The following is a 25,513-nucleotide window of genomic DNA, read 5'->3' as shown; positions in this document are numbered from 1 at the left end:
CATTCCCTCTCTTGCTAATACTGGAAAATTTGGGGCCGAAGTAAATGAGGATAAGGTTGCTTTGGTCTCAGTATTCTTCGCCAGCTATAGTTAAATAATGGATTGATTAATTAAATAAAGAAAATAATTCATTGGCCTTCCTTGGTCCTGCTGTTCTTCTTATCCTGGAAGATTCTACTACTTCCAAAAAGCATTTTCTAACTCATAGGGGGAATGCTACATGGTAAAACATCACAGCAACCTTCTAAACAAATCTAATTTAAATTAAATAATGATCAATACAGATAAATGCTAAATTTTTCGGACTTATAACGCGAAGGTTGTAGGTTCAAATCCTACTCCCGCAACCATCACCTATTATCTTACTCAAAGCGGCTAACCTGTCTTGTTTTATTTCAGTCCACAACTCGCCATTGACTAGCTTATTTCTCTTTTTTGCTCAAGAATTCAATTACATCTGGTGCAGATTGGTAAATTACTGCAATCTTTCCTTCTGACCTGCGACAGCTCTCTTCCGAGCGTGCCGCCGTGCTTTTGTATATCTTCTACTATCTTTTCCCAAAATTACTATGCTCTACCTCTTTGCCTACGTATGCTTCTTCATGTACCCTCATTCCAGATTCTACCCAAGCAAGTAATTTTTTAATTTGGTCCCTTACCAGTATCAGCTTATCTTCCGCTGATAATTCAGGCAAAGACCCACGGAATAATTCCTCGTCAGAACTGATTAATTCAAGCTTTTCCCTGAGATAATTGATTTGAGTTTGGGTTAAGTTTTTCATTTCCATCCCCTTATTAATTAAGTGGTCGATGATATAATTTAGAAGCTTGTATATAGATAATAATTTCGTTTGCTATAAAATTTTTATACTCGACGGTGTTAAATTACGCTCGCATCGGGTCTCCGTTATTTGTTTTAAAGCTAATTCCAAAAAGAATGATGCTGCAGCATTTATCAGATATATCGAGGATGATACAGAGCGCAGAGTTCCCCGCAAGTTAGGTAGAGCCACTGTAATCATTCCAATTTTGGGAATGATTGCAGAGAAAATAGTCCTCATGATTAAGAGGTAGATCAATAGTATATTGTCAGCCGGGTGGAGTATCTTCTATCTGTTTATTTTGTGATGCAGAGAAAATCAGTGCGTTTGTTTGTTAAATTCACTGTAAATTTCTTAAAATTTCTGCCCCTACACCTATATCGGTTGTCTCACAGGTGTGAGTTTAACCGACACTCCCGACATCCGGTATTTCTTTCTATTACTGCATTCTCTGAAAGGAATATTAACTTTAATCGATTGCTGTTGGAGAGGTAGACTCTCAGTTACTGATATTAGATTCTGGGAGCTATCCGATACAATACCATCCCCATCGTGGAAATCAGTTAAACTAGACAAAATAGGTTGGCCTATTCCAACTACCGAAACATAAACTATATTGGATGGAAGCGGGTGAGTAGCTAAATCATTAAGATTGTTTAAAGCTGAACTATTTGGTTGGAGTTCCTCGACTACAATATTATTCGGATCAATATTCAAATGAAAAAGCTTGCAGATACCGGCATTATTAAGAATATCGAATTGGGCATTACATGCCTCGGCCCAAAAGCTTCCTTGATGCGGGGCTCCAATAGTAATAATTTTCGCGACATCCTCCCGGTATAGGATTGGAGTTTCTGCATCGAGTACTCTTGCTAATCCTTGCAGATATTCTCTTGCAGCAAGCCCACCCGTGCTATGCCCAATCAGAAGAACTTTTGTGGCTTGGAGATTGTTATCTAAAACGGTTTTAATGATGGCTGCTAATTTACCGCCTTGGACATCTAAAGAGAGTCCTTGATTATCAGAGAAACTTAACGTGTAAAAATCGCCCACATCACCCGTACATCTAATAGGCGGGCTAGGATTTGATGGGCAGCTAATATTAACCGTTTTTGTGTCATGAGTGTAAGAAGGGATTCCACCGAATGTTCATTTAGCATTATTGATTAGATAGTCTCTAAATGCTGCTCATGTTTCGGCTGAAGAGGCTAAGCCATGAATAAAAATAACAGGGTATGCCAATGCTCCACATCCTGACTTTTTTAAGAAAATGGATAAATCACCCATGTCTCTTGGTGAGAGATCGGTCGGTCCTTGGTAGTAAACATGGTTATCTGCAGAGGAAGCACCCACATAAGAATTGGTGTTAGGGTAATAGCGATAGTATAAGGGTCGGACAATTGCACCTCTATTAGCAACAAATAGAATTGTCCGGTTTTGTAGCAAATAAATTGTCCACTTTGAAACGCAATGAATTGTCTATTAATTCATTGCGCAGTTGTGGCGGCGGATTTACGCAACAACTGTACTGTTCAGTTTTATTTCCTTGCCAGACGAATCATATGTCGCAAGCTTCCTTGGGCCGTGCGTGATAGCTATTTGTCCATTTGGATAGCGCAGTACGATGACTTTTGCTTTCACATAATGGCAGCGATGACGATCTGCCGGGATTTGAAGCTTTAAACCTTCAAAGCTAACACAGTTATCATAGCCAACAACGCGCTCATGACGCTCACAGAGGATGTCCGCAAGCTCTCCACCAATCCATGGTACAAAAGCACTACCTTCCTCGGATGCCGGTTGTACGAACTCGGCATTGAAAGTAGGCATATAGACTTCTTTCAGATACCGATTAGCTGCTGTCATATCGGTAATCCCAGCTAATACTAGTTCTTTAGGCAGACGTTCCTGGTGCGTGCGAAACATGCGTTCACTGCGTCCGCGTGCTTCTGGCGAATAGGCTGCAATCATCTCGATTCCTAATCGTTTCATGGCCTGTCCAAATTGAGTGAGATTCTGTTTGTCAACCTTGCCTCCTGCTTCTGGCGTGTACCAGTAGTGGCTGCCACGATCGGAGTAAAATGAGGCAAATAACCCGTGCTTCTCAATGACTTCCTGTACGCCCTGGAAGCTGCTCATAGTGCTTTCTTCCTCAACGAAAAACATCGAGTAGTGCTCACTGGTGGCATCATCCATCGTGACAATCAAATCCCATTTCTGTCCCAAAACCCATTCATGCGTACTGCCATCTTGATGAATCATCATACCAATCAAAGGAGCCCGCTCACGCTTCTTACGGTGCGTGCCTCGCTTCTTGGTATGTTCAATCAGTCCGGCTTCCTGTAGCCGGTTTTTAACCCACGTATGACTGCGATTACCACCGCCAGAACGATACCAGGCATAGAAGTGCTTGGCATTCCAACCCATGTGGCGATTGCGATAGTGCTCGACCAACCGCATGACTTCATCTACTGGTGCCCGTCGGTGTGATACCTGCACAAGACGCCTATCTAATAACGCATCCAAACCATCCTCATCATACCGGTTCATATAGCGCCGGAATGTGCGATCACATACTCCAAGCAATAACGCCGCTTCCGATTGCGTAAGGCTCCTTTTTCTATAGCTTTCATACGCTTCTTCAAATCTCATCTTCCTGGTCTCCTGTAGCCATTCTGTCCGTTTCATCTGAAATCCTCCCAGGATTCCATATAAACCGGACAGATCATTTGCTACAAGTCCGGACAGTTTATTTGTTCTCTACAGTCGGACAATTGCACCTCTTGCAGCGCTGACGAAAATAAACTAGGGTAGAATGGCTGCGCCCAGTTTAACAAACACTCTGTGTTGGGCATCGTTGTGGTATTAGATTTTACCGAAGAGTCAATAGCCGCTGCTGTGTTGCAAAACATCAAGAGAACTATTAATTTTAGTACACTTGCGAGCAAGGGGTTGCTTTTCGTTGTTGGTTGTTCATAGCATTCTCCCAAAGTAAAGAAACAGAATAACCAATGATGAGCAAATTGTTTTGCCCGATAAGGAACGAGGATTCAATAACTCCAGAGCTTTGAGTTGTAAATTAAGTTGCCGCGGATAGAGTATTTCGGTTATGTTCTGACAATGAAGATAACCACCTATGCCCCGGAAGTCGAAGCGCAAATGCGCAATTTTTATCACAGCTTATCGGAAAAAGACCGCCGCCGCTATGCTGCCGTTGAGGCGGCAAAGCTGGGTCACGGAGGGATCACCTACCTTTGTCAGGTATTACACTGCGATGAAGGCACCGTTAGCCGTGGCCTGAAAGAGTTAAAGATGCCGTTGTTGAAAAGGAGAAACGTATTCGGCAAGCAGGGGGTGGGCGAAAGTCAGTTGTGGAGACGATGGCAGGGCTGGATGAAGCTTTTTTAGCGTAGTAATCCGCTAGAGGCGGCAAGGCGCGCAGAAGAAACAAGCGGCGTCAGAGCTTGAGGAGTAAAGTTGGAATGTCGCGCTGGAGAAGACCGACACATCACTGGTGCTAATCCGCCCGTTTTTTAGCGTGGTCATGGGTCACGTCGGCGACATTGGTGAGTCCGTGGCAACGGACATCCCGTTTGAAAGAGTGAGTACAACGACGTACCTGAACCAGCGCGACATTCCAATAGAGATAATGGAGGATGTCATGGCAAAGTTCAAGCGAAGTAAATTGGAGTTAATCCATCCGAATGCAGCGGGGATTGATATTGGCTCTGCGAGCCATTTTGTGGCGGTACCGCCGGATCGAGATAACAAGCCGGTAAGGGAATTCAAGAGTTTCACCGCAGACCTGAATGGTTTAGCGGACTGGTTAGAGGCCTGTGAAATTGACACTGTGGCAATGGAATCGACGGGGGTATACTGGATTCCACTGTATGAACTTTTGGAGTCGCGCGGGCTGACTGTGTATCTAGTAAATGCGCGGCACGTTAGAAATGTTTCTGGCTGGAAGTCGGATGTACTGGACTGCCAATGGTTACAGCAACTGATGAGCTTTGGGTTGTTGTCTGGCGCATTCCGTCCGAAAGATGAGATATGTGCACTACGAGCCATATCTCGTCAACGCGATATGCTGATCCGTTATCAGGCGCGACATGTGCAACATATGCAAAAGGCTCTGGCGCAAATGAACATACAATTGGCGAACGTGATTTCGGATATTGTGGGCGAAACCGGTCAAAAGATCGTTCGTGCCATCATTACTGGTGAGAGAGATGGGCACATCCTGGCGAATCTCAAGAGCAATCGCATCCGGGCTGGCAAAGACGAGATTGAGAAATCGTTAGTCGGGAATTGGCGGGAAGAACACCTGTTTGCACTCAAGCAAGCGATGTCACTCTATGACGCCTACAGCGAACGACTCACCGAATGTGACCGGCAGCTTGAAACCATGCTGGCGGCACTTCAGGTGCACAAGGTAGAGATCTGCCAGAAGAAGCGCCGCTCCAATGTCAAGAACGCTCCCAAATTTGATTTGCGTGCCCATCTGATTGGCATGTGTGGGGTTGATTTGACGCGAATTGACGGCATCGAAGTGACGATTGCGATGAAAGTCCTGAGTGAAGTGGGCGCTGACATGAGCAGGTTCAAGAGTGCGAAGCAGTTTGCCTCGTGGCTTGGGTTGTGTCCTGGAACAAAGATATCGGGCGGAAAAGTGCTATCGGGGGCAAGCAAGCGCACAGCGAACCGTGCGGCTCAGGCACTGCGCATGGCGGCAGTTTCATTGAAATCCAGCCAGTCTGCACTGGGTGCCTATTACAGAAGATTATGTGGCAGACTCGACAAGGCAAAGGCAATCACAGCGACAGCACACAAACTGGCGCGCTTGATCTACACGATGCTAACGAAAGGAACCGAGTACGTCGATAAAGGGCAGGAGTACTATGAGGAGCGATATCGTCAACGCGTGTTGCATCATCTGACTGCTCGCGCTCGGAAGCTGGGGTTTAATCTTACCCCTGTTCCTGAGGCTACTTAATATTTGCTGTAAAACCATTGTGTTACATTTGTTTCTTGAAAGAGATGTTAAAAAATCATACTGCCGGCTCACCAATGGATGAATCCGTAAAGTGGTCAAATTTGAGCCGCAACGAAATGGCTGAGAAGCTAAAACAGTGCGGATTTAGCGTGAGTGTGACCGTTGTTGATCAATTGCTCGACAAACATCATTTTCGCCGCCGTCAAGCCTTCAAGGTTGAAGCCGGGAAAAAGAACCTGCCGCATCGGGACGAGCAGTTCAAAAATATCGAGCGCCTCAAAGAAGAGTACCGGGTCCAGGGTAATCCGGTGATGAGTATGGACGTTAAAAAAAAGAATTGATCGGTAATTTTTATCGCCCCGGAAAGCTCTATACCACTGAGGTCGTGCGGATCAATGATCATGATTTTGCATCCCTGGCAGACAGTAAAATTGTGCCTCATGGGCTGTATGACATCCATCGCAAAAGCGGCTATATCGTATTAGGCACGAGCCATGATACCTCTGAATTTGCTTGCGCCTGTATCCGGCATGGGTGGTTGAACTATGGTCAACTGGACTATCCAAAGGCGACGAGTATTTTATTGCTCTGCGACTGTGGAGGCAGCAATAATGCACGCCACGCTATCTTTAAAGAGGATTTACAGAAATTGGCAGATGAATTGGCTATTGAGATTCGTATCGCTCACTATCCCCCGTACACGTCAAAATATAATCCCATAGAGCATCGATTATTTCCTCATATCACCAAAGCTTGTAGTGGAGTTATTTTTACCAGTGTCGAGCGGGTCAAAGCAGTCATGAGTAAAGCAAAAACTTCTCAGGGACTAAAGGTCTTTATCTCAATTATGGATAGGGTATTTGAAACTGGGCGCAAAGTAGCTGATGGCTTTAAAGAAAATATCACCATTGAGTTTGACCCGTTTTTACCGAAATGGAATTATGTTGCTATTCCATCTGCTTGCATAATTTCTGGGGTTATTAAATCCTGATTCCTAACCAGATTACGATGCGATACAGTTATCACATTTTTAGAAAAGTATAATCGTGAAGCTGACCGCAGTCGATATGGCTGTAGCATTCATTTCTTTCAAGTACAATGCAGCAAGAAGAATATAGGCTAAGCGGAGCTAAGAATGTTTATGCTATCAAGCGGTACATAAGATCGATTTCATTTCCAAATCAAACATGATGCGAAGGCGAGCCGCAGACAGTATCAATAATGCAGTAAGGTGAGCTGGCAAAGTCAGTTTTGATTTAGAAATGGAATAAGGGGCTGATCGTGTTAGATCGTGTGATTATCAATGTACTCATGGCCATCATCTTTTATTGCCTTGCTATTATTTAGCTCACCTAATATTTCACAAATATCCTTGACACAAAGGTACGGCTCGCCGTGAGCTTTGGCAAAAGTACGGTTATGGGTGGATTGGAATGAAAAGACGATGCGCGTAAATATGCCGTGCTTTGCTTAATCATGATCTTTGCTACTTTAAAAAGAGTTGACCATCAGCGGCATCGGGTAGTCTCGCTTCGAGCCTGACCAAAGACAGGTGGAGTGGTTTCCCTTGCCATTATTGTATTCATCTCACGCTCGACCATAGTCGACCATAGAAAGCTATGAACGTAAGAAGCTGCTGCTTTCTGGCGTGGATGACTGCTTTGGCTCAACTGTAGGTCTTTGAAGAACCGGAGTGCAAGAACAAGGATGATGAATTGAGTTTATCAATATCATAATTTTATCATAATTTTGTCATAAATTTGTTGTAACATTCATATTTGTTTTATGATGTTGCTAAATGACAACAATAAATACTCCTGCTGTAAAATGGGCTGTGTATCCAGGGGATGAAGGTAAAGTCTCATATATCGAAGAATTATGGGATTCACCCTGTACACTGCCAAGCGAGGGCAGCTTAATCATTCGGCCCTTTCTTATCGATCCTGAGACACGTCAACCAGTTCCTGTGCGTGTTGCTGAGATTCGGGATCATTCTGAAATGCAGCCCCATACTCTCGTTTTTGTAGTGACTCCTGCAGACCTAAATCATTAAGAATCAGCTTTTTCGATTGTAGTTAATTCAGTTGTTCACATCTAGTAAATAAACGTTAGTATCAGGCATGTCCGATATATCTGGCATGTCGTCTTGATGATATGATCAGTCATATTTTTCTTCTTGGTCAGTCGGCTATTTGGTCGTTGATCTTGAGTAATGTGATTTATAATAAATTATTTTGATTCATATAGTTGATATATCTATTTTAGTTTGCCAATATCATAAATTTGTTGTAGTCTTCGGCATTCATTTCACAATGTTGCCAAACGACGACAATGAGTTTTCCGGCTGTAAAATGGGCTGTGTTTCCATGGGATGTAGATAAAGTTTTATATGTCGATGAGTTATATGATCCATCCCACTCCCCCTACTCATTGCCAGGGGTAGGCGATTTCATCATTCGGCCTTTTATTGTTGATCCTGAGACATTTGAGCCGACTCTCGTCCGTGTTGTTGAAATTCAGGAGCATCCTGAAATGCAACCTCATACTTTTATTGTCTTAGTAATTCCAGCAAGCCCAAATCATTAGGCGTGAACTTCTGCTCGCCGATTTCAAATCACAGAAGTAAAATATAGCAACTTATTTACTGTTTTTCGCTGGATTTTACAGATACTAGTACAGCTCACTTGACCGGTATTTCAATCCGATCTGCCAATCTATTTTTCCTAAATATTTCTTTGTAAATAAAAATTGTATGCACCCTTACAATAGCATTGACTGTTATTTTCAGGTTTACCGGTATAGTATTCGCTCAGATTGTCACAAATACTCAGGGTCAAGGCGGTAATCAGAATCAGTAGACTGATGGCCAGCTTGCTTGTTAGTGGTAGGGTATTTTCTAGATGAGTGTTTCAATCTCAATGTCATTCCATTTCTAAATCAAAAATGACGCGAAGGCAAGCCGTAGACAGTATCAATAATACGACAAGGTGAAGCCAGCAAAGTCAGTTTTGATTTAGAAATCGAATCAAAACCCATAGTTCTCTCTAAATGGACTAAAAAGCAAGATTCTGGAACTGGAGCTGACGGAAAAGATTCTGATTTTTGCATTTGCTGCTAACAAGCTTACTGCTGCTACACATCCATTATCAGGTTGTTTTCAACTCAGCCATGATTCCTTAATTTTGAAAATTTGCAGCAGGCAGTCGCCAGCTTTGGCTTTGATTTTGCTTGAACTTCTTTTGTTGAGAATCAGTCTTATTAATATTCCTGTAATTTAAGAATGTTTCAATACACTTCAGTGGCGTCCTCTCTTAACATCTTATTCCATTTCTAAATCAAACATGATACGAAGACGAGCCGCAGATGGTATCAATAATACGACAAGGTGAAGGTGACAAAGTCAGTTTTGATTTAGAAATGGAATTATGATGGTTGTGTATATGTATTATCCATTGCAGTGCATAGTTTATTTTTACTCTTTTTCTCGCTATGTATGCCATGCTGGTTAATTTTTAATAAACCCGATGATACTTTGCTTTGTTGCGGAAATAATGCTAGAGGCAATAAGCAATGAGGAGGTCAATACCCAGAAAGCAAGGCAATCTAAGAGAGACAAAAGATTAAGCATTGAGGCTCAGTTCGTTTATCGCGTGATTTTTTTGACAGGACGCATTCATAAACCTAAAAGGATTAAATAATAATGAATACTACTAAACTCGTTCGGATAGCTTCTGTTATGATTTTACTTGGTATCATTAGTACTTCCAGTTTTTCACAAGTTGAGCTTGTACCAACAGAATCTGCGCTTCCACCAGTGCAGAATCAAGGTGAAGTCGTGTTTATGACTGGAGGCATTGGTCAAGATGAATCCCATGCGATATTCAAGGAAGGGAAAAAATGGCCACTGATGCTTGAACTTGCCAAAGCTGGTACGGCTCAGGCGGTATATATTAGTAATGTCCAGATTGTTATCAGGGATGCATCCGGTTCCACTGTGCTGGAAACGATGTCCAAAGGACCTTATCTGCTTGCTAAACTTCCTCCAGGAAAATATTCACTTGATGCTACTTACGAGGGGGATACCTTGCATCGTGATTTATATGTTCAGGAAAAAGAACATCATAAAAAAATTACATTGCTTTGGCCCGCTCCAAAAAGCCAATAATATAAAACGATTACATAACCTGGTCTTCATTGTTACTCTCGCTTTTCTGGCAAGCGCTACCAAGCTAAATTTTAGAAATATGGCGGTACATATCTGCTGGCGTCTTTCCATTTCGCCTTGTGCAGTCGTGTACCTTGTTCTTTGTTTTTTTAATTGGGTTGCCATGCGGTGCTGGCATATTGTTTCCTATCTTTTTTCTCATAGTCATGTACCGCGCCCGCATATGACATCTTAGAATCTGCTCTTTAAACCTAATGTCGCTTATCGCTGTGTTCTATCCTCATTAAGTCAATGTCAACTTAATACCACAATATCATCAAAGCTAATTTGATTTTGATGAACTCCCACTAAAGTTATAGACGCGGAATCTCCAAAGTTAACAATAAAATTATCATCCTCAAAACGCATATCAGTCACAAAACTTATCAATTGCTCCCTCGAAACTAATCCATAACCTGTATCAAATACTAATTGATCTCCTTGGTCATTGTGAAAATCCTCAATTCTAAAATGGCCAGCACGCTTAATAATAAAATCATCAGCCAATAGGCTTCCATAATTAAACTGACCTTCTTGTTCAACAACTGGGTTCCCTTTGATTTTGACAGCAATTTGTCCCTTTTCAATGGTGTAGTAAAATGGGTCAGATATTCCCATATTGAATGGATCTCCTTTTATTGTTATTAATTTAGGGGCTGTAGTTGACTAGCTTGGATGCTAAGCTAATCAACTACAGCCCCTAATTTTTTAAATCGATCTGGTGATCTTATAAACCGATCCGCTTGGCAGATTTGCGATGACATGCCTGTCTTCGATCTGATTTAGGCCAACAGTGATATTGCCGTGATTGTTATTGATTGGTCCAAGTGTAATTTCTCTGCGTCTCTGGTAGAGGTAAATTTTTAGTATTTATCTGCCATCCCGTAAATTTACTACAAAGTCTTTGCCTGGATTGGGTATATGATTGGGTCGATCACAATGAGTTTGTCGTATTTAATACAAGGAGACATCATCTCCCTTAACTTTAGCGCGGAGCATCTTGGGTTATCAGCCGGGCACATGACGCAGCGGGTGGCGAAACCTTCCGGATATTGTTGAACACTTGGATGCCCACCATCTCCGCTTTATATCCCGACAGAAATAGGTATTGGCTTTGCATAAAAAATTCCATGCTGATGATTTTACCTTGGATTGTTCAAACCATCCAAGAAAAAATATTTCTATTTTTTTTCTACTCTATCTTCGCCTATATTCTTCCCTCCCTTTTTTTGGCTTATAAAGCAATTCAATTGAATAGTTGTCATTTATTCCAGCTCTTCTTGAAAGCTCCACCTTGCTTTCTCTGTATTGGTCATTGAGCAAGCTTAAGCAAACATTTCCTCCTGTATTTGAATTAGCTTCTTTATTCATTTTAAAAGGAGGCTATGCATTTAGCTTGTGGTAATTTTACTTAAGGGTATTTATCGAAATATTATCTATTAGTAATATATTTTTCAGTAATTACAAACCATTCTTTTTGGAAATGTGGCTAATCAACCTCATTAAAATATTACATTAAATCATCATTGGAAATATCGATACCCACAAAGATCTTCAGCCGGTATATACAAAATATCAACAATAGCTTGAAGAACGTGGCATAGAGTAGCTAAAAGCTATAAGGGAGACTTTGAGATAATTCTACTACAGAAAGCTTCTTTAGCAGCCTGAAACGCGAATAGTTGATAGGTAATGCATGCTTATCAATCCTGAGATTCTGCTATAGTGTTAGCAACAAATAGAATTGTCCGGTTTTGTAGCAAATAAATTGTCCACTTTGAAACGCAATGAATTGTCTATTAATTCATTGCGCAGTTGTGGCGGCGGATTTACGCAACAACTGTACTGTTCAGTTTTATTTCCTTGCCAGACGAATCATATGTCGCAAGCTTCCTTGGGCCGTGCGTGATAGCTATTTGTCCATTTGGATAGCGCAGTACGATGACTTTTGCTTTCACATAATGGCAGCGATGACGATCTGCCGGGATTTGAAGCTTTAAACCTTCAAAGCTAACACAGTTATCATAGCCAACAACGCGCTCATGACGCTCACAGAGGATGTCCGCAAGCTCTCCACCAATCCATGGTACAAAAGCACTACCTTCCTCGGATGCCGGTTGTACGAACTCGGCATTGAAAGTAGGCATATAGACTTCTTTCAGATACCGATTAGCTGCTGTCATATCGGTAATCCCAGCTAATACTAGTTCTTTAGGCAGACGTTCCTGGTGCGTGCGAAACATGCGTTCACTGCGTCCGCGTGCTTCTGGCGAATAGGCTGCAATCATCTCGATTCCTAATCGTTTCATGGCCTGTCCAAATTGAGTGAGATTCTGTTTGTCAACCTTGCCTCCTGCTTCTGGCGTGTACCAGTAGTGGCTGCCACGATCGGAGTAAAATGAGGCAAATAACCCGTGCTTCTCAATGACTTCCTGTACGCCCTGGAAGCTGCTCATAGTGCTTTCTTCCTCAACGAAAAACATCGAGTAGTGCTCACTGGTGGCATCATCCATCGTGACAATCAAATCCCATTTCTGTCCCAAAACCCATTCATGCGTACTGCCATCTTGATGAATCATCATACCAATCAAAGGAGCCCGCTCACGCTTCTTACGGTGCGTGCCTCGCTTCTTGGTATGTTCAATCAGTCCGGCTTCCTGTAGCCGGTTTTTAACCCACGTATGACTGCGATTACCACCGCCAGAACGATACCAGGCATAGAAGTGCTTGGCATTCCAACCCATGTGGCGATTGCGATAGTGCTCGACCAACCGCATGACTTCATCTACTGGTGCCCGTCGGTGTGATACCTGCACAAGACGCCTATCTAATAACGCATCCAAACCATCCTCATCATACCGGTTCATATAGCGCCGGAATGTGCGATCACATACTCCAAGCAATAACGCCGCTTCCGATTTGCGTAAGGCTCCTTTTTCTATAGCTTTCATACGCTTCTTCAAATCTCATCTTCCTGGTCTCCTGTAGCCATTCTGTCCGTTTCATCTGAAATCCTCCCAGGATTCCATATAAACCGGACAGATCATTTGCTACAAGTCCGGACAGTTTATTTGTTCTCTACACTGAGATTCTGCTATAGTTGATATACAAGTATATCTTGCTTACTATCATATCTACTGCATTCATGCAGCCATAGAGAATATGCCACTCCATTTCTAAATCAGAAGTGCTTTGTCGGCTTCACCTTTCCGTATGATTTATCCTGTCTGCGGCTCGCCTTCGCGTTATCGTCATGTTTGATTCGGAAATGGAATGACACACATCTAAAAATAGCCATTAGAACACGATTAAAGCTAAAACCTCCTATTTCTATTTGTTGTATGGTAATATTGCATTTTGAAAGGCCGCTTGCGATAGAGCAGGTTAAGATGATTGTGTGCTCGCGCACCCATTGTTTTCCTTTTGCTTGTAATAGGCAAAATTGCCTGATTGAAGGGCAAGGCTAGAGCGAGTTACCGCGACCATTGAATGACTGGTTTAAGTTACTCGGAAGATGACACCAAGCATTTACAGGCCCTTTGCTGAATATTGGCAAAGGGCTTTTTAACAGAATCTTTAGCGCCGTAAATTATATATAAATTTTGGTTTCTGCTGTGGCGGCGGTTTATCAAAAGATCTATTGAATAGTTTGTAAAAATTTTAACCGGGCTATTGTTATTTACCAATCAGTAATGTTGATTGATGTAAAATTGTCTTATGGCGGGCCTCCCCGCATTGCAGGGTAGTGAACCTGGTCAGGTCCGGAAGGAAGCAGCCACAGCTATTTTTTGCAAGTGCCGGGGGTTCGGCTCGCCACCCTAACTAATAGATAGGTTATTGATAATGATCTACTCTTTTTCCTTCATTTGATTAATATCGTGTCTCAAACTCAAGTTCTTGCTCGGAAATGGCGCCCAAGAAACTTTTCTGAATTGACTGGGCAAGACCATATCGTTAAAGCAATTACTCATTCACTTGAGCAGAATCGATTGCATCATGCCTATCTGTTTACAGGAACACGTGGAGTCGGTAAGACAACCATTGCCAGAATCTTATCTAAAGCATTGAATTGCGAAGCTGGCGTGACATCCATGCCTTGTGGAGCATGCCCGGCTTGTATATCAATTGATAAGGGAAATTTTATTGATCTGGTAGAATTGGATGCCGCATCCAATACCCAAGTTGACAGTATGCGCGAACTCCTTGAGAGCGCAAGTTATGCGCCCACCGCCGGCCGGTATAAAGTTTATCTCATTGATGAAGTGCACATGCTTTCCAGATCAGCTTTTAATGCTATGCTCAAAACTCTGGAAGAGCCTCCCGAACATGTCAAATTCATACTGGCAACCACCGATCCGCAGAAGATTCCTATTACGGTATTATCGCGTTGCCTTCAGTTTAATTTAAAGCAAATTCCCTCCTCTTTGATTGCAGTGCATCTGGGCAAAATATTATCGCAAGAGCAGATTGTATTCGATGCTGCCTCCTTGCAATTCTTGGCAAGAGCTGCCCAAGGAAGTATGCGAGATGCGCTGAGCCTGCTCGACCAAGCTATTGCCTATGGCAATGGGGTTATCCAAGAAGCTGATGTCCATGCTATGCTGGGTGTAATAGATCAAGAATGTTTATATGATTTGTTAGAAGCGCTCGCGAGAAAAGACAGTGTAAAAATGTTATCAATTGCTGATGAGATGGAAGCGCGCAGCTTAGCATTCGATAGTGCTTTACAAGGGCTCGCAGCTATACTTCATCGTGTTGCATTAGTGCAAATTGCACCTCAGGCGATTGATGAGACATTGCCTGAATGTGAGCGACTTTTTGCATTGGCAAAGTATTTTACAGCTGAAGATGTCCAATTGTATTACCAGATCGTGCTTCATGGACGTAATGATTTGAATCTGGCGCCAGATGAATATGCGGGTTTTACCATGACTTTAATACGGATGCTGGCATTTATACCCGAGCAAATAGTCCCAGGAGAGATTGCTAAGAATTCTGGAGAAGATAGGAATATCAGGCAAGAACCTATCCAAGTAATGAATCAGGCAGCAGATAAAAGCCAACCAGCCCATAAAAACGAGGCTGAGATTGCTAGTTCTTCTAATGAAGGCTGGTTATCAATTGTAAATCAGTTGGGCTTGAATGGGATGACTAAGATGCTGGCGCAGCATTGTGAAGCTAAGCTCTTCACAACTGATGTGATTGAGTTGTGTGTGCCGGAAATGCATAAATATCTGTTAGAAAAGGCTTATCAGGATAAACTGAAAGCTGCATTAGAACACTATTTTAACAAACCAATTAAAGTTACGTTTTCGATCGGTACTATTACGGGGATGACGTCACTCGTCATACAGGAGCGTGAAAAACAGGCAAAGCAGTCAGAAACGATTGCGGCAATGGAAGCAGATCCCTTTGTAAGAGAAATAGTAAAAAATTTTGATGCGAAACTCATCATTTCTTCGATTAAACCAATTGAATAATGGAGACAGAATAATGATAAAGGCGAATTTAGGCAATTTAATGAAGCAAGCGCAGCAGATGCAGGAAAATATGAAAGTAATGCAAGAACAGCTGGCGACGATAGAAGTTGAAGGGCAATCAGGAGCGGGTATGGTTAAAGTGGTGATGACTTGCCGCTATGATGTCAAGCGTATCCATATCGATAATAGTCTGATCGGCGACGATAAAGAAATGCTGGAAGATTTGATTGCTGCTGCAGTGAATGATGCGGTGCGTCGGGTAGAGGCAACCACACAAGAAAAAATGGCGAGTTTAACAGGTGGATTGGGATTGCCTCCCGGCATGAAGCTGCCTTTCTGAGTAACAGATCGAATGCATCAAATTAAACCTTAGATTGTTTATTTTGTTTATTGAAATTCAGCGCCTTTTTTTCAATTAGATGATTCCCTATTGCGAAGTAAAGTAAATGTATATTAAGCGAGCTCTCAGTGCGAGGAAAAAGCAGGCTTCGGTACCGTTGAGTGACAATACTGCCATCAAGCCTGATTTAATGGTTACCCATAAGCTTCATAAGTTATTGGCACAAAGCGGTTTGGGTTCCCGGCGTGAGATGGAAGCTCTGATTGCCTCAGGTCAGGTCAGCATCAATGGCAAGAGTGCCAAATTGGGAGATCGAGTAGGGGCAAGAGATCTGGTGCGTGTGAATAAGCGTATTATACGGCTCAATACCAATGAACGTTTACCGCGCATTATTCTCTATCATAAGCCAGAAGGTGAAATCGTGAGTCGTCATGATCCCGAAGGGCGTCCCTCTGTTTTTGAAAAATTGCCACAATTGAAATCATCTCGCTGGGTTGCTATTGGTAGATTGGATTTCAATACCAGTGGGCTATTGATATTTACCACTAACGGTGTCTTGGCAAACCGGCTTATGCACCCACGTTTCCAAGTCGAACGTGAATATGCAGTTAGAATCATCGGGCGTTTGACGCCAGAGCAAAAGAGCCAGTTATTGATGGGTGTTGAGCTGGAAGATGGGTTGGCAAAATTGAGTGATTTGTCGGAACAAGGTGGGGAAGGTGCTAATCGTTGGTATCACGTAGTATTAAAAGAGGGTAGAAATCGGGAGGTGAGACGTCTGTTTGAAGCATTGGGTTTAACCGTCAGTCGGCTGATTCGCGTACGGTTTGGTCCGATTCATCTACCTCCCAGATTGAAGCGCGGCATGTGGCATGAGCTGGATGAAAATGAAACTGCCAACCTGTTAGCACTCGTTAATGGTACTGCTTCCTCTGGCGTTATTGCGAAACGTGGTAATTAAATCACTGCGCTTCAACATGAAAACAAATTGATCACCTGCGCTTGTTTCCAGCCAGGTGAAAGGTAGATGCGGGAAGGATTGCTCAAGGGCATCTCGATTATGACCAATTTCTACGATTAATAGTCCTTCTTCGGTCAGATAATTGGCAGCTTCACTCAGTATCGTTTGTATTAATGCCAATCCATCCGGACCAGCTGCTAGCGCAATTCGTGGTTCATGGCGATATTCTTCAGGAAGTGCTGCCATCGATTCTGCGTTGACATAGGGTGGATTGCTAATGATTACATCATAGCGTCTCCCAGCTAATGCATTAAATAAATCAGATTGAATCGGCTCGATCACGTGCGCTAGATTATAACGAGCTATATTTTTAAACGTGACCTCCAACGCTTCAGCAGAAATATCCACGGCATCAACGTTTGCATGCTTGAACGCATGAGCTAGTAATATAGCCAGACAACCTGAACCCGTACACAGATCCAGTGTGGTATGAATGGCATCAGGCTGTTTAATCCAGGGTGCCAGCCGGTCTTGCAATAATTCAGCAATAAATGAGCGCGGGATGATAACGCGTTTGTCGACGTAAAAACTGAAATCGCTCAACCAGGCCTCATTCGTCAAATAAGCTACTGGAATTCTTTCTGTTACACGCTGTTCTATGCGATAGAGGATTTGTTCGCGCTCAGGCTGGGTAATGTGTGCATCCAAAAACAAGTCTAATTGATCAGGGATAAGATGCAGCGCGTTTAAAATCAGATGAGCAGCTTCCTCATAAGCTGTGGGGAATCCATGACCATAAAATAAGTCAGCTTGATTAAAATAGCTCACTGTGAAACGCAACAGATCGCGCAAAGTGCGTAGTTCGTTGCTAGCATGATTGATCATTGAAATTCTAGATTCTTGGGAAGAGATCACCATATCTGGCAATAAAGGAGTGTTTGCATAGGAAGCGAATGTAGCATAAAAGGTACGCTGATGCTCAAATTATTTGATTAAACCTGAGAGCCGAGTTGATCCCCTTGATTGGACAGCTAAGCTCATGATATAGGAAGGCATTTCCGAATTTTTTTCATCCACCGAATGGTGAAACCGCTAAGGGGTGTATTCTATGCTGTTGCAGGCGGAATGCAGCGCGTTGCTCGCGTTGCTGGAACGGCCGTGTGTGACTTCATTATGGCTTGTCTCGTACCGGGATTATCCTACGCTCCACCCCGTCCAATTGCGGTTGTAGGTTAAATAACACTATTAATGATATTGATGGATAAAGAATATTTTATGCATGCAGCACTTGATCTCGCATTCAAAGCGCAGGAATTCGGAGAAGTGCCAGTGGGTGCAGTAATCGTCAGAAATGATGAAATTATAGGTCGTGGCTATAACCGCTCTATCATAGCCATGGATCCGACAGCACACGCAGAAGTGGTAGCATTACGTGATGCAGCTCAGAATTTGGGTAATTACCGTTTATTGGATTGCACATTGTTCGTAACACTTGAACCATGTGTAATGTGTATCGGAGCACTTTTCCATGCCAGGATCAAGCGCTTGGTATATGCTGCTGCCGATCCCAAAACCGGTGTCTGTGGAAGCCTGTTAAATTTACCAGCAGAGACAAGACTTAATCATCATCTGGAAGTCATCGGGGGTGTGCTGGCAACCGAAGCAGGCAGCCTGCTAAGACAGTTTTTTATTTCAAAGCGAAATTCAGGCAAGGCCCTTTTATTATGAGAATTCATATCAGTATTGCTCGACAACAACTCAACTTGATAAATGATGAAAATAAGATTGTCAGGAGCTATTTAATCTCTTCTGCCAGAAACGGTAACGGTCAGCAACGAGGGAGCTTTTGCACCCCGCTGGGAAAGCATATTATCCGCGCTAAAATTGGTGATAAGCAACCGATCAATACAGTATTTGTCAAACGTCGTCCTACCGGAGAAATATATACCCCGGAGCTGGCTGCCCGCTATCCTGGTCGGGACTGGATCCTGACGCGTATCATGTGGTTATCAGGCTGTGAAATTGGTTTCAATCGGCTAGGCCTGGTTGACACGATGCGCCGTTATATCTATATTCATGGCAGCCCCGATAGCGCAGAAATGGGTAGACCTGGTTCGATTGGTTGTATTCGCATGCACAATGGTGACCTGCTGGATTTATTTAATCGAGTAATAGTGGGAACACCTATTGAGATTAACCAGTAAGCGAGTTATTGCTGTTTCTTCTTTGCAAGGCTAACCCTGGATTTAACCTAAAAACCGTAATTGGATGGGGTGGAGCGAAGAAGCGATCCTAGGTGTGCGGCAAGATGCGATGAATGCACAACCGTTTCCTGTAACGCAGAGCAACGCCGCATTCGCGCCTGGTGCAAGAGGATCCACCTCGTAGCGGGGCCTCACCATGTGAGATTCACATTAAGGAGTGATCGTGATTGTGACTGAACTGCTAAAAGTGCCATTAGCGATACCATCCAAATTATCATCAACAGCATAAGTTAGGTTGTAAGTACCCACAGGCAGCGTATTAGCAGCAATACTCGCAATGGGAATGTGATCCATAGCAAATAATTCACCCTCATATACTCGAAGAGGCTGATCTGACGGGATAAATTCAAGCCTATTATTTAACCAGAAGGTTCCCATCGGAGTAATTGCCTGTATCCATTGGTCTACTTGGTTTCCCCCATAGGCGCCAGGATTAAGTGATACGGTAAGAGTTAAGCGATCATTCTGTGACAAAGTTATAGAACCAGTTGCGTTATTGACAAAAATAGTAGGTGCAGGGGTTGAATGCAGAGGAGGAGAGGGGGAAGGAATGTTATTAAAGAACCATAGATTATTGCTGTTAAAGTAAGTTCGTGCCTGAGTGATCACAAAGTGTGTAGGGGTGATTTGCTCTGCCATAATTTCACTCATTGAAAATGATGTTCGATTGTCATCGAAAATAAAAACGATATCTGCCATGTCAGTGAACCCGACAAATTCTAGCTTTAACGAATAGTCGTCTGCTGTACCTGCCACTCTGTCTAAGCCATTCATGGCGAGTCGTAGCGTGGCCACATCATCTGCTGCTAATGTGCGTTGGGCTTCACCGGGACGCGCTCCTTGTTGCATAATAGCTTCAGTATTCTGAAGACCGAATAATGCAGCAACTCTACGATCAGCATTAATAGCAAAGGTATTACCAGGCGGTAGATCAGATAGCTCACGACTGTAGGTGGTCATATCCACCGTTGTCGCGATATTAAATGGGTTATTGTTATGTTTACGAAACCAGTGAAGATTAATATCATCACCACGTAAATCATCACCCGAACCACTAATACCGTCAGGGCCTCTGTCAAGGTTGAATTGATTGTCAACTCCCTTAATAGATTGAGTGAAGTTTCTATTTTCGGGATCTAAACCTGATTCGGATGCCAGATTAGGATGCCCCAGCCCAAGACAATGCCCCACTTCGTGCAGGACAACTGATTCAAAATCAAAGTGATCAGCAGGAACATTGCTTCCTTCTTTAACAGTATTATTAATGGTGGGAAGTAAATTATTCCAAGTACTGATGATATTCTGGATAGGAATCACCATCTCTTCTGCATGAATGGATGAAGGGGAGATGCCAAGTGTTACGGTCAAGTTGGCACCTGCACCTCTATAACCTGGGGGATGAGTAATGACATCTACGCCATATTCTTCCCCAGCGAAGTTAAATGTTCCTGCAAAAGAGGGAGAAGCTCCGCTTATCGCAAGCGAACAAACTGTTAGCTGCGATAGGAAGGTTAATTTCAATTTGGTGAGAATAAAAGATTCCAGCAAAGAGCGTATGCGTTTCATTTTGATAAATTAATGTCAGTAACTGGCCTTAAACCTTTGCAGTTAGAATGATGTGCTGCAATCCGTTATCAGTCGTTTATTTCGCTTTTTTAAGATCAGACCGTTTTATGATCATTTTTAGCTTTTGCTGCACCGAGAGGAGAAGCTGAATTTTCTCGATATTGAAAAATTGTTTAGCAGTTTATTTAATTCCATTTCTAACTCAAAATTGACTTTGTCGACTTCACCTTGCCGTATGATTGATATTGTCTGCAACTCGCCTTTGCGTCATGTTTGATTTGGAAATAGAATAATGCTGCACCATAAAATAGTCTTTTTTGGATTTAATTGTCCGTGTTATTTTAGTAGATTTATATTGATTGGAATAAATTTCGATAAAAGTAACTGGGTATTAAATACTTTTACACAGATTCTGGTATGCTCCAGCATTTCGCGAGAGCAGATACAATGACGCTAGCTTGCTGATAGCTATCGGAGGCGGTCATGAGCAAGCGTGATCAGATCCAGTATTCATTTCCTGGAAAGCAGCACTTTGCTCGATAAACAAATGCAAGCATATCGTCGTCCAGCCCACTAGCAACCACGAGCGGTTGTTTCTGACAAGTATCGCATTATTGATGATTTCATTATCTGCTTGGTAACTACTTCAACAGACTGAAAGAAATTACGGTGAAGGCTGGTCAATAACACCCTCATGAAAGCTGATTTGCCCTTTACGCCGTTCTTGCAGATAGCGTTTCAAAGGGTCATGAATGACGCGAAAAGCGATTTCATTCCATGGAATTTCGCGCTCATCAAAGAGCTTGACTTCCAGACTCTCTATACCAGGAGAAAAATCCAGATCCAGCAAGTGAGCCCGAAACAGGAGATAGACCTGGCTGATATGAGGTAAGCTATAGACAGCGTATAGCTCACCAATTTCTACCCGCGCATTGGCTTCTTCCAGCGTTTCCCGGGCAGCTGCCTGCGCTAAGGTTTCGTTGTTTTCCATAAATCCTGCCGGCACAGTCCACTTCCCTTCGCGGGGTGCAATTGCACGGCGGCATAGTAGAATCTTGTCTTTCCATTCAGGAATGCATCCCACGATTATTTTTGGGTTCTGATAATGAATGGTATGACAAGTAGAGCAAACAAAACGTGGTAACGTATCACCTTCTGGTATATATAACTCGACTGTGGCACTACAGCTACTACAAAATTTCATAATTTTACTTCAGTCGATGAGCAATGTTTAAGCATAGTAAATTTTTTGATATCGGTATACTCATCTATTGTTTTATGGAGTGAATTGTGTTTTATTCAATATTTTATGGGAATGCGTACACCAGTCATCATTTTTAATTACCAGCGGGATTTTCGCAACTTCTTTATTTTGATAAAACCAATTTATACTGATTTCTTGATCTTGATCTTGATCTTGATCTTGAGCAAGCCAGACATGATCGATATTGTCAATGGGTTCTGGTTGCTGAATAGCACTTGTCAATTGGGCTTTGATAACATGAGATCAATCAGTGGTAGTAGCTTTTGTCTTGGTTGATTGGTTGTTTATTTTATTCTTGGCTATTTCAGGCTTTCTGAGGGGAATAATGGTATGTCCAAGATTTGCCGTTGCTTTAATAGACTCTGGAGCGCGTGTGTCTACAGGAATTAGCTTCATAGTAGGAGCGGGGATTTCACTGCTTGTGTTGCTATTGCTAGTCGATAGATCATTGGGTTCTATATCCTTATCATGAGCTAAACTGTCCAAATTTTTGGACTGAGTATTTTCTGCTGATAAAGTTTCCTTAATCGGCTGTTCATTTTCTTCGGAAAACAACCACAATAAAGTTCCACTCAGCATTATCACAAATAGCAATACTGCTGTAGATATTTTTAACCAATCAAAAGGAGGTTTTGTTTGATTGACTGTTTCTTCTGAGTTGCTGGCTTCGGAGAATTGTGGAACTTGATTGAGTTTGATGCGAATCTTGAGTTGCTGGTCATTCATAATGAAAATAGATTAGAACTTAATGAGCTTTACTGACTATTGTAGAGCCCAATAGATTAAACAGCGAGAAGATTTTAATAGTATCACTGTTTAAAAATATCTCAGCAAGCTATCATCCTGAATAATTCATTCATTCATTCATTCATTCATTCATTCATTCATTCATTCATTCCATTTCAAATCAAACATGACGCGAAGGCGAGCCGCAGACAATATCAATCATACGGTGAGGTGAAGCTGACTAAGTCAATTTTGATTTAAAAATAGAATAAGCTGGCTGAAACATGATGCAGGTGCTAATGAACAAGCGCTTCTAGATAGATTTAGGCAAACACAATTTGTACCGCCGGTCTAATCAGGGTTAGATAAATTTAGTATATCGTGCAGCAAGGCAAAATTTTCTGAAAGGAAAGTTTTGTAGACATCAATACGTTTTCATGAAAGTAAGAAAAAGCTTCGTTCGCAAATATTAACAATAAACATCATACAATTCACCTAGAAAAAAGCGGGCAAAACGTCCTTTGATTGCAATTTCTTCAGTGAACGAGGTGGCTTCCGTAGCATGAAAGCCCTTGATTAAGTCTTTGATACCCCTCAAAGGCAGATGCAGCGTGCCACTAGCTACAAGATTTCCATCCCGTGCCTGTCCTTTGAATAATTTTAGGTTCATGTTTGATAAATCGCGCCACATATCGAGGCCTGGATCGTCGTTGAGAACTTGCTCAAGGAGAAAACTGTAATTTTGATGATCTTTTTCAACATCAAACAAATAGTTCATTCTCCGCATTTTTTTAGATATATTTTCCAGCGTAAAATTACCATGAGTGAGCATTCTGCAAGGTCCGAGAGTGGGGCTTTCCAGATGACCAGTCACTCTTGCGCTGTGTAATGAATCATCAATAAAAGCGTTCAGGTTGTTAATGTGAACGGTCAGACTCAGTTTCAACTCCTCACTGGTAAAGGGTGTCTGTTCCTGAAAATTTAGGCGGCCCTGTAGCTGTTGCGAAAAACGAATGCCTGGCACCGGATTCTTCATACGGGAAGGGTTGCCAGGGATAGTGTGATTAGGTATCTTGGTGAGGTTCTGTAAATAAGTCTTGCCATCAGCATACCCCATTTCGATCAAAGTGGCATGATTAATTTTGCCAAGATACAAATCTGGGTCCAATGGCAAAGGGTAATCAGGCCGGATCACGTGGACTTGAATTGGGCGAGTCTGTCCATAGGGACTATCACCTTTCTCAATACGGTGATTGAGTTGGCGTATGAGTTCCAATTGGTTGTTCAAAGCGGTATTGGCGCTGACTTCCAGCATTTGCACGTAAAGATGTAATACTCCACCACGGTATACTCCCGTGTTGCCCAGCCCCCAAAGTACCCAAATTTCCTCAGCAGCATTCTTGACTGCTTCGATGAGATTGGCATCCTGAACAAAACCTGTATCCAGATAAATCCCTTCATCCTTGTATACGGGAGGAAAGACACCTGGTAAAGACATGCCAGCAATGACCATATCTTCATCAATATTCCGATGGGAAATGGTCTTAACGGTTTTATTCGCGTAATCCAGGACGTTATAGTTGGCACTGACCGTATTCACCTGATGTATGGTGGCAAAATTGATCCCAAAATGGGGTAGTACTTTGTTGCGGAAACCATCTGCATCACCCATACCTTGTAAATTCTCAGCTTTGAGATAATCCTCGAGTGGTAAGAATGAAATGGTGTCCATCATACGCAGAGTGCGCCAACGCCGAGATATTTCTTCTGGCGAGATGCCTGATAACAGCATGGATAAATTCAAACTACCACCCGAGGTACCATCCATGAACTGAAAGGCCATGCCTGCTTCCTCGAGTGCCACCAGGATGCCTGCTTGATAAGATAAGCGCAGGCCACCACCCGGCAATACCAGGGCTCGCTTGGGTTCACCGGTTTTTTGCGGGGCTGCCAGGGAGATGAATGCGTCTGTATTCATGCTAGTGATCTTTAGCGGTTGAGGTTACCAAACGTTTCACCGATAATCGGTGCACTTGGCGGTGATGGCCACGTTTCATCCAGCGGCAAATCTATAACGCTTTCAAATCCTTCTGGCAGGGTTGATGGGGAAGTGGCTTCGTGAAGGAACCAGGATTCGATGTGATCATCAAGCGTGCCGATAACATCCGGTATGAATGCAGTCATCAAAGGTTGATTCTCAATTTCCAGGGTTTTCAAGACATCAGCACGTGGATGATCACCCAGCACGAGTTTGGCATTGGCAAACTTAAACAGCTTCATGCCCGCTGTTCCTCTAATGTAAATGCTGGATTTGAGTAGCATACCGCGGAAAGCGCAGTAATTGACAGCAGGGATGTTCAATAATGGCAGGAAAGAGAATGAGGGACGAGCGATTTCTATATAAGTCACCAATTTTCCATCCAGATCATATTGGCTGCTAACGGTTTTATCACTGATATTAAAGTTCAGATTACCTTGATGTTTGGGCATACCCCAGATACCCTTGCCACCTTTTACAGAAATCTTTGTAGAGACTGGTAATTCGAGCACATATTGCCCTGTACCGAAAGTATTCATCAGTAACAAGGGAAGTAACGGTGGAGCAGGTTTAAGCCCATGAGTGCAGGCGATGCCGATGCTATATTCGATATATTTACCGATGTTGGTACCTAAGTAATTGATGACGGTTATCACCAGCAGTCCCTTATTATTGCGGAGCCGCAGCGGATGGACCTCTGCTGGCAATACTGCTTTGGCCTTGTCTGCATTGATGGGAAATGCAGCCATCAGTACGGGGGAAGGCGCGCATTGTACAGGTAATTGAAAAGGGATGCCGTCAACCAGGGAATGTTGGCCAGAAATTGCTTTGATTCGCTTTGGAATGCCCATGTAGT

Annotated in this window: 23 protein-coding genes, 1 other RNA gene and 1 pseudogene; 13 read left to right on the top strand and 12 right to left on the bottom strand. The window is 42.8% G+C overall.

Annotated elements, in window-relative coordinates; translation table 11 throughout:
* Positions 1–548: 548 nt before the first annotated feature.
* The 3 genes from AAW31_RS14830 to AAW31_RS14815 form a co-directional block, all read right to left on the bottom strand.
* On the bottom strand, positions 549–782 hold the full coding sequence (locus AAW31_RS14830) for a hypothetical protein (RefSeq protein ID WP_046850821.1): 234 nt from the start codon (positions 780–782) through the stop codon (positions 549–551).
* 414 nt (positions 783–1,196) lie between these two features.
* Positions 1,197–1,874 (bottom strand): PGAP1-like alpha/beta domain-containing protein, encoded by a 678-nt coding sequence (locus AAW31_RS22905; protein WP_052752292.1) that lies wholly within the window; start codon positions 1,872–1,874, stop codon positions 1,197–1,199.
* Positions 1,875–2,333: 459 nt separating this feature from the next.
* Positions 2,334–3,509 (bottom strand): ISNCY family transposase, encoded by a 1,176-nt coding sequence (locus tag AAW31_RS14815; protein WP_046849345.1) that lies wholly within the window; start codon positions 3,507–3,509, stop codon positions 2,334–2,336.
* Between the two features lie 396 nt (positions 3,510–3,905).
* On the opposite strand from AAW31_RS14815, the gene AAW31_RS14810 reads away from it, so the two are divergent.
* The 6 genes and pseudogenes from AAW31_RS14810 to AAW31_RS14785 all read left to right on the top strand — a co-directional run bounded on the left by AAW31_RS14810 (position 3,906) and on the right by AAW31_RS14785 (position 9,979).
* Positions 3,906–4,229 carry a hypothetical protein gene (locus AAW31_RS14810; RefSeq protein WP_144412987.1) on the top strand — a complete coding sequence of 108 codons (324 nt, stop codon included), beginning with the start codon at positions 3,906–3,908 and terminating at the stop codon, positions 4,227–4,229.
* Positions 4,230–4,482: 253 nt separating this feature from the next.
* Complete coding sequence (locus AAW31_RS14805; protein ID WP_046850819.1) at positions 4,483–5,814, top strand: IS110 family RNA-guided transposase; 1,332 nt, start codon at positions 4,483–4,485, stop codon at positions 5,812–5,814.
* A 44-nt stretch (positions 5,815–5,858) separates the two neighbouring features.
* Positions 5,859–6,805: pseudogene (locus AAW31_RS14800) on the top strand (ISAzo13 family transposase).
* Between the two features lie 807 nt (positions 6,806–7,612).
* Positions 7,613–7,867 (top strand): hypothetical protein, encoded by a 255-nt coding sequence (locus AAW31_RS14795; RefSeq protein WP_046850818.1) that lies wholly within the window; start codon positions 7,613–7,615, stop codon positions 7,865–7,867.
* A 278-nt stretch (positions 7,868–8,145) separates the two neighbouring features.
* The gene (locus tag AAW31_RS14790; RefSeq protein ID WP_046850817.1) at positions 8,146–8,400 is read left to right on the top strand and encodes a hypothetical protein; all 255 of its coding nucleotides are present in this window, start codon (positions 8,146–8,148) and stop codon (positions 8,398–8,400) included.
* A 1,114-nt stretch (positions 8,401–9,514) separates the two neighbouring features.
* Entirely contained in the window at positions 9,515–9,979 is a 465-nt protein-coding gene (locus AAW31_RS14785; RefSeq protein WP_052752290.1) for a carboxypeptidase-like regulatory domain-containing protein, read from the top strand.
* A gap of 294 nt (positions 9,980–10,273) precedes the next feature.
* On the opposite strand, the gene AAW31_RS14780 is transcribed toward AAW31_RS14785, so the two are convergent.
* Positions 10,274–10,636 (bottom strand): hypothetical protein, encoded by a 363-nt coding sequence (locus tag AAW31_RS14780; protein ID WP_052752289.1) that lies wholly within the window; start codon positions 10,634–10,636, stop codon positions 10,274–10,276.
* Positions 10,637–11,847: 1,211 nt separating this feature from the next.
* Complete coding sequence (locus AAW31_RS14775) at positions 11,848–12,969, bottom strand: ISNCY family transposase (RefSeq protein ID WP_052752288.1); 1,122 nt, start codon at positions 12,967–12,969, stop codon at positions 11,848–11,850.
* Between the two features lie 768 nt (positions 12,970–13,737).
* Here AAW31_RS14775 and ffs point away from each other — a divergent pair.
* The 4 genes from ffs (at position 13,738) to rluB (ending at position 16,799) form a co-directional block, all read left to right on the top strand.
* Positions 13,738–13,836, top strand: an RNA gene (ffs, locus tag AAW31_RS20125) — signal recognition particle sRNA small type.
* Positions 13,837–13,896: 60 nt separating this feature from the next.
* Entirely contained in the window at positions 13,897–15,498 is a 1,602-nt protein-coding gene (gene dnaX, locus AAW31_RS14770) for a DNA polymerase III subunit gamma/tau (protein ID WP_046851834.1), read from the top strand.
* Between the two features lie 16 nt (positions 15,499–15,514).
* Entirely contained in the window at positions 15,515–15,838 is a 324-nt protein-coding gene (locus tag AAW31_RS14765) for a YbaB/EbfC family nucleoid-associated protein (protein ID WP_200899796.1), read from the top strand.
* A gap of 106 nt (positions 15,839–15,944) precedes the next feature.
* The gene (gene rluB / locus AAW31_RS14760) at positions 15,945–16,799 is read left to right on the top strand and encodes a 23S rRNA pseudouridine(2605) synthase RluB (RefSeq protein WP_046850815.1); all 855 of its coding nucleotides are present in this window, start codon (positions 15,945–15,947) and stop codon (positions 16,797–16,799) included.
* On the opposite strand, the gene prmB is transcribed toward rluB, so the two are convergent.
* Positions 16,743–17,684, bottom strand: coding sequence for a 50S ribosomal protein L3 N(5)-glutamine methyltransferase (gene prmB, locus AAW31_RS14755; protein WP_046850814.1), 942 nt, complete (start codon positions 17,682–17,684; stop codon positions 16,743–16,745). The genes rluB and prmB overlap by 57 nt on opposite strands.
* A 195-nt stretch (positions 17,685–17,879) precedes the next feature.
* Here prmB and AAW31_RS21465 point away from each other — a divergent pair, with 195 nt between their 5' ends.
* From AAW31_RS21465 to AAW31_RS14745, 3 genes are read left to right on the top strand one after another with little or no spacing between them, the layout of a single operon-like run.
* Positions 17,880–18,035, top strand: a complete 156-nt coding sequence (locus tag AAW31_RS21465; RefSeq protein WP_158441553.1) for a hypothetical protein — start codon at positions 17,880–17,882, stop codon at positions 18,033–18,035.
* 21 nt (positions 18,036–18,056) lie between these two features.
* Positions 18,057–18,527, top strand: a complete 471-nt coding sequence (gene tadA / locus AAW31_RS14750; protein WP_187426865.1) for a tRNA adenosine(34) deaminase TadA — start codon at positions 18,057–18,059, stop codon at positions 18,525–18,527.
* Positions 18,524–19,003: a L,D-transpeptidase gene (locus AAW31_RS14745; protein WP_046850813.1), complete on the top strand. Its 480-nt coding sequence runs from the start codon at positions 18,524–18,526 to the stop codon at positions 19,001–19,003. The genes tadA and AAW31_RS14745 overlap by 4 nt, the downstream gene beginning before the upstream one ends.
* Before the next feature lie 210 nt (positions 19,004–19,213).
* On the opposite strand, the gene AAW31_RS14740 is transcribed toward AAW31_RS14745, so the two are convergent.
* The 6 genes from AAW31_RS14740 to AAW31_RS14715 form a co-directional block, all read right to left on the bottom strand.
* Entirely contained in the window at positions 19,214–20,629 is a 1,416-nt protein-coding gene (locus AAW31_RS14740) for a hypothetical protein (protein ID WP_046850812.1), read from the bottom strand.
* Positions 20,630–21,293: 664 nt separating this feature from the next.
* Positions 21,294–21,833 (bottom strand): NUDIX hydrolase, encoded by a 540-nt coding sequence (locus AAW31_RS14735; RefSeq protein ID WP_046850811.1) that lies wholly within the window; start codon positions 21,831–21,833, stop codon positions 21,294–21,296.
* 72 nt (positions 21,834–21,905) lie between these two features.
* Positions 21,906–22,115 (bottom strand): DUF2914 domain-containing protein, encoded by a 210-nt coding sequence (locus tag AAW31_RS14730; protein ID WP_046850810.1) that lies wholly within the window; start codon positions 22,113–22,115, stop codon positions 21,906–21,908.
* A 21-nt stretch (positions 22,116–22,136) separates the two neighbouring features.
* Positions 22,137–22,619 (bottom strand): hypothetical protein, encoded by a 483-nt coding sequence (locus AAW31_RS14725; RefSeq protein WP_046850809.1) that lies wholly within the window; start codon positions 22,617–22,619, stop codon positions 22,137–22,139.
* Positions 22,620–23,088: 469 nt separating this feature from the next.
* Entirely contained in the window at positions 23,089–24,597 is a 1,509-nt protein-coding gene (locus AAW31_RS14720; protein WP_052752287.1) for a patatin-like phospholipase family protein, read from the bottom strand.
* 11 nt (positions 24,598–24,608) lie between these two features.
* On the bottom strand, positions 24,609–25,508 hold the full coding sequence (locus AAW31_RS14715; protein ID WP_046850808.1) for an acetoacetate decarboxylase family protein: 900 nt from the start codon (positions 25,506–25,508) through the stop codon (positions 24,609–24,611).
* Positions 25,509–25,513: the final 5 nt, after the last annotated feature.

The sequence above is a fragment of the Nitrosomonas communis genome, assembly GCF_001007935.1.
Classification (GTDB): Bacteria; Pseudomonadota; Gammaproteobacteria; order Burkholderiales; family Nitrosomonadaceae; genus Nitrosomonas; species Nitrosomonas communis.
Note: the sequence above shows the minus strand (reverse complement) of the source record. Positions and strands in the feature narration are given on the sequence as shown.

Excerpts from the sequence above, each read along its gene's own strand:
- tadA (WP_187426865.1), top strand. The coding sequence starts at position 18,057 with ATGGATAAAGAATATTTTATGCATGCAGCACTTGATCTCGCATTCAAA.
- AAW31_RS14715 (WP_046850808.1), bottom strand. The coding sequence starts at position 25,508 with ATGGGCATTCCAAAGCGAATCAAAGCAATTTCTGGCCAACATTCCCTG.
- AAW31_RS14735 (WP_046850811.1), bottom strand. The coding sequence starts at position 21,833 with ATGAAATTTTGTAGTAGCTGTAGTGCCACAGTCGAGTTATATATACCA.
- AAW31_RS14745 (WP_046850813.1), top strand. The coding sequence starts at position 18,524 with ATGAGAATTCATATCAGTATTGCTCGACAACAACTCAACTTGATAAAT.
- AAW31_RS14795 (WP_046850818.1), top strand. The coding sequence starts at position 7,613 with ATGACAACAATAAATACTCCTGCTGTAAAATGGGCTGTGTATCCAGGG.
- AAW31_RS14775 (WP_052752288.1), bottom strand. The coding sequence starts at position 12,969 with ATGAAAGCTATAGAAAAAGGAGCCTTACGCAAATCGGAAGCGGCGTTA.
- AAW31_RS21465 (WP_158441553.1), top strand. The coding sequence starts at position 17,880 with ATGGTGAAACCGCTAAGGGGTGTATTCTATGCTGTTGCAGGCGGAATG.
- AAW31_RS14720 (WP_052752287.1), bottom strand. The coding sequence starts at position 24,597 with ATGAATACAGACGCATTCATCTCCCTGGCAGCCCCGCAAAAAACCGGT.
- AAW31_RS14785 (WP_052752290.1), top strand. The coding sequence starts at position 9,515 with ATGAATACTACTAAACTCGTTCGGATAGCTTCTGTTATGATTTTACTT.
- AAW31_RS14805 (WP_046850819.1), top strand. The coding sequence starts at position 4,483 with ATGGCAAAGTTCAAGCGAAGTAAATTGGAGTTAATCCATCCGAATGCA.
- AAW31_RS14815 (WP_046849345.1), bottom strand. The coding sequence starts at position 3,509 with ATGAAACGGACAGAATGGCTACAGGAGACCAGGAAGATGAGATTTGAA.
- AAW31_RS14830 (WP_046850821.1), bottom strand. The coding sequence starts at position 782 with ATGAAAAACTTAACCCAAACTCAAATCAATTATCTCAGGGAAAAGCTT.
- prmB (WP_046850814.1), bottom strand. The coding sequence starts at position 17,684 with ATGATCAATCATGCTAGCAACGAACTACGCACTTTGCGCGATCTGTTG.
- AAW31_RS14790 (WP_046850817.1), top strand. The coding sequence starts at position 8,146 with ATGAGTTTTCCGGCTGTAAAATGGGCTGTGTTTCCATGGGATGTAGAT.
- rluB (WP_046850815.1), top strand. The coding sequence starts at position 15,945 with ATGTATATTAAGCGAGCTCTCAGTGCGAGGAAAAAGCAGGCTTCGGTA.
- AAW31_RS14725 (WP_046850809.1), bottom strand. The coding sequence starts at position 22,619 with ATGAATGACCAGCAACTCAAGATTCGCATCAAACTCAATCAAGTTCCA.
- AAW31_RS14780 (WP_052752289.1), bottom strand. The coding sequence starts at position 10,636 with ATGGGAATATCTGACCCATTTTACTACACCATTGAAAAGGGACAAATT.
- AAW31_RS14740 (WP_046850812.1), bottom strand. The coding sequence starts at position 20,629 with ATGAAACGCATACGCTCTTTGCTGGAATCTTTTATTCTCACCAAATTG.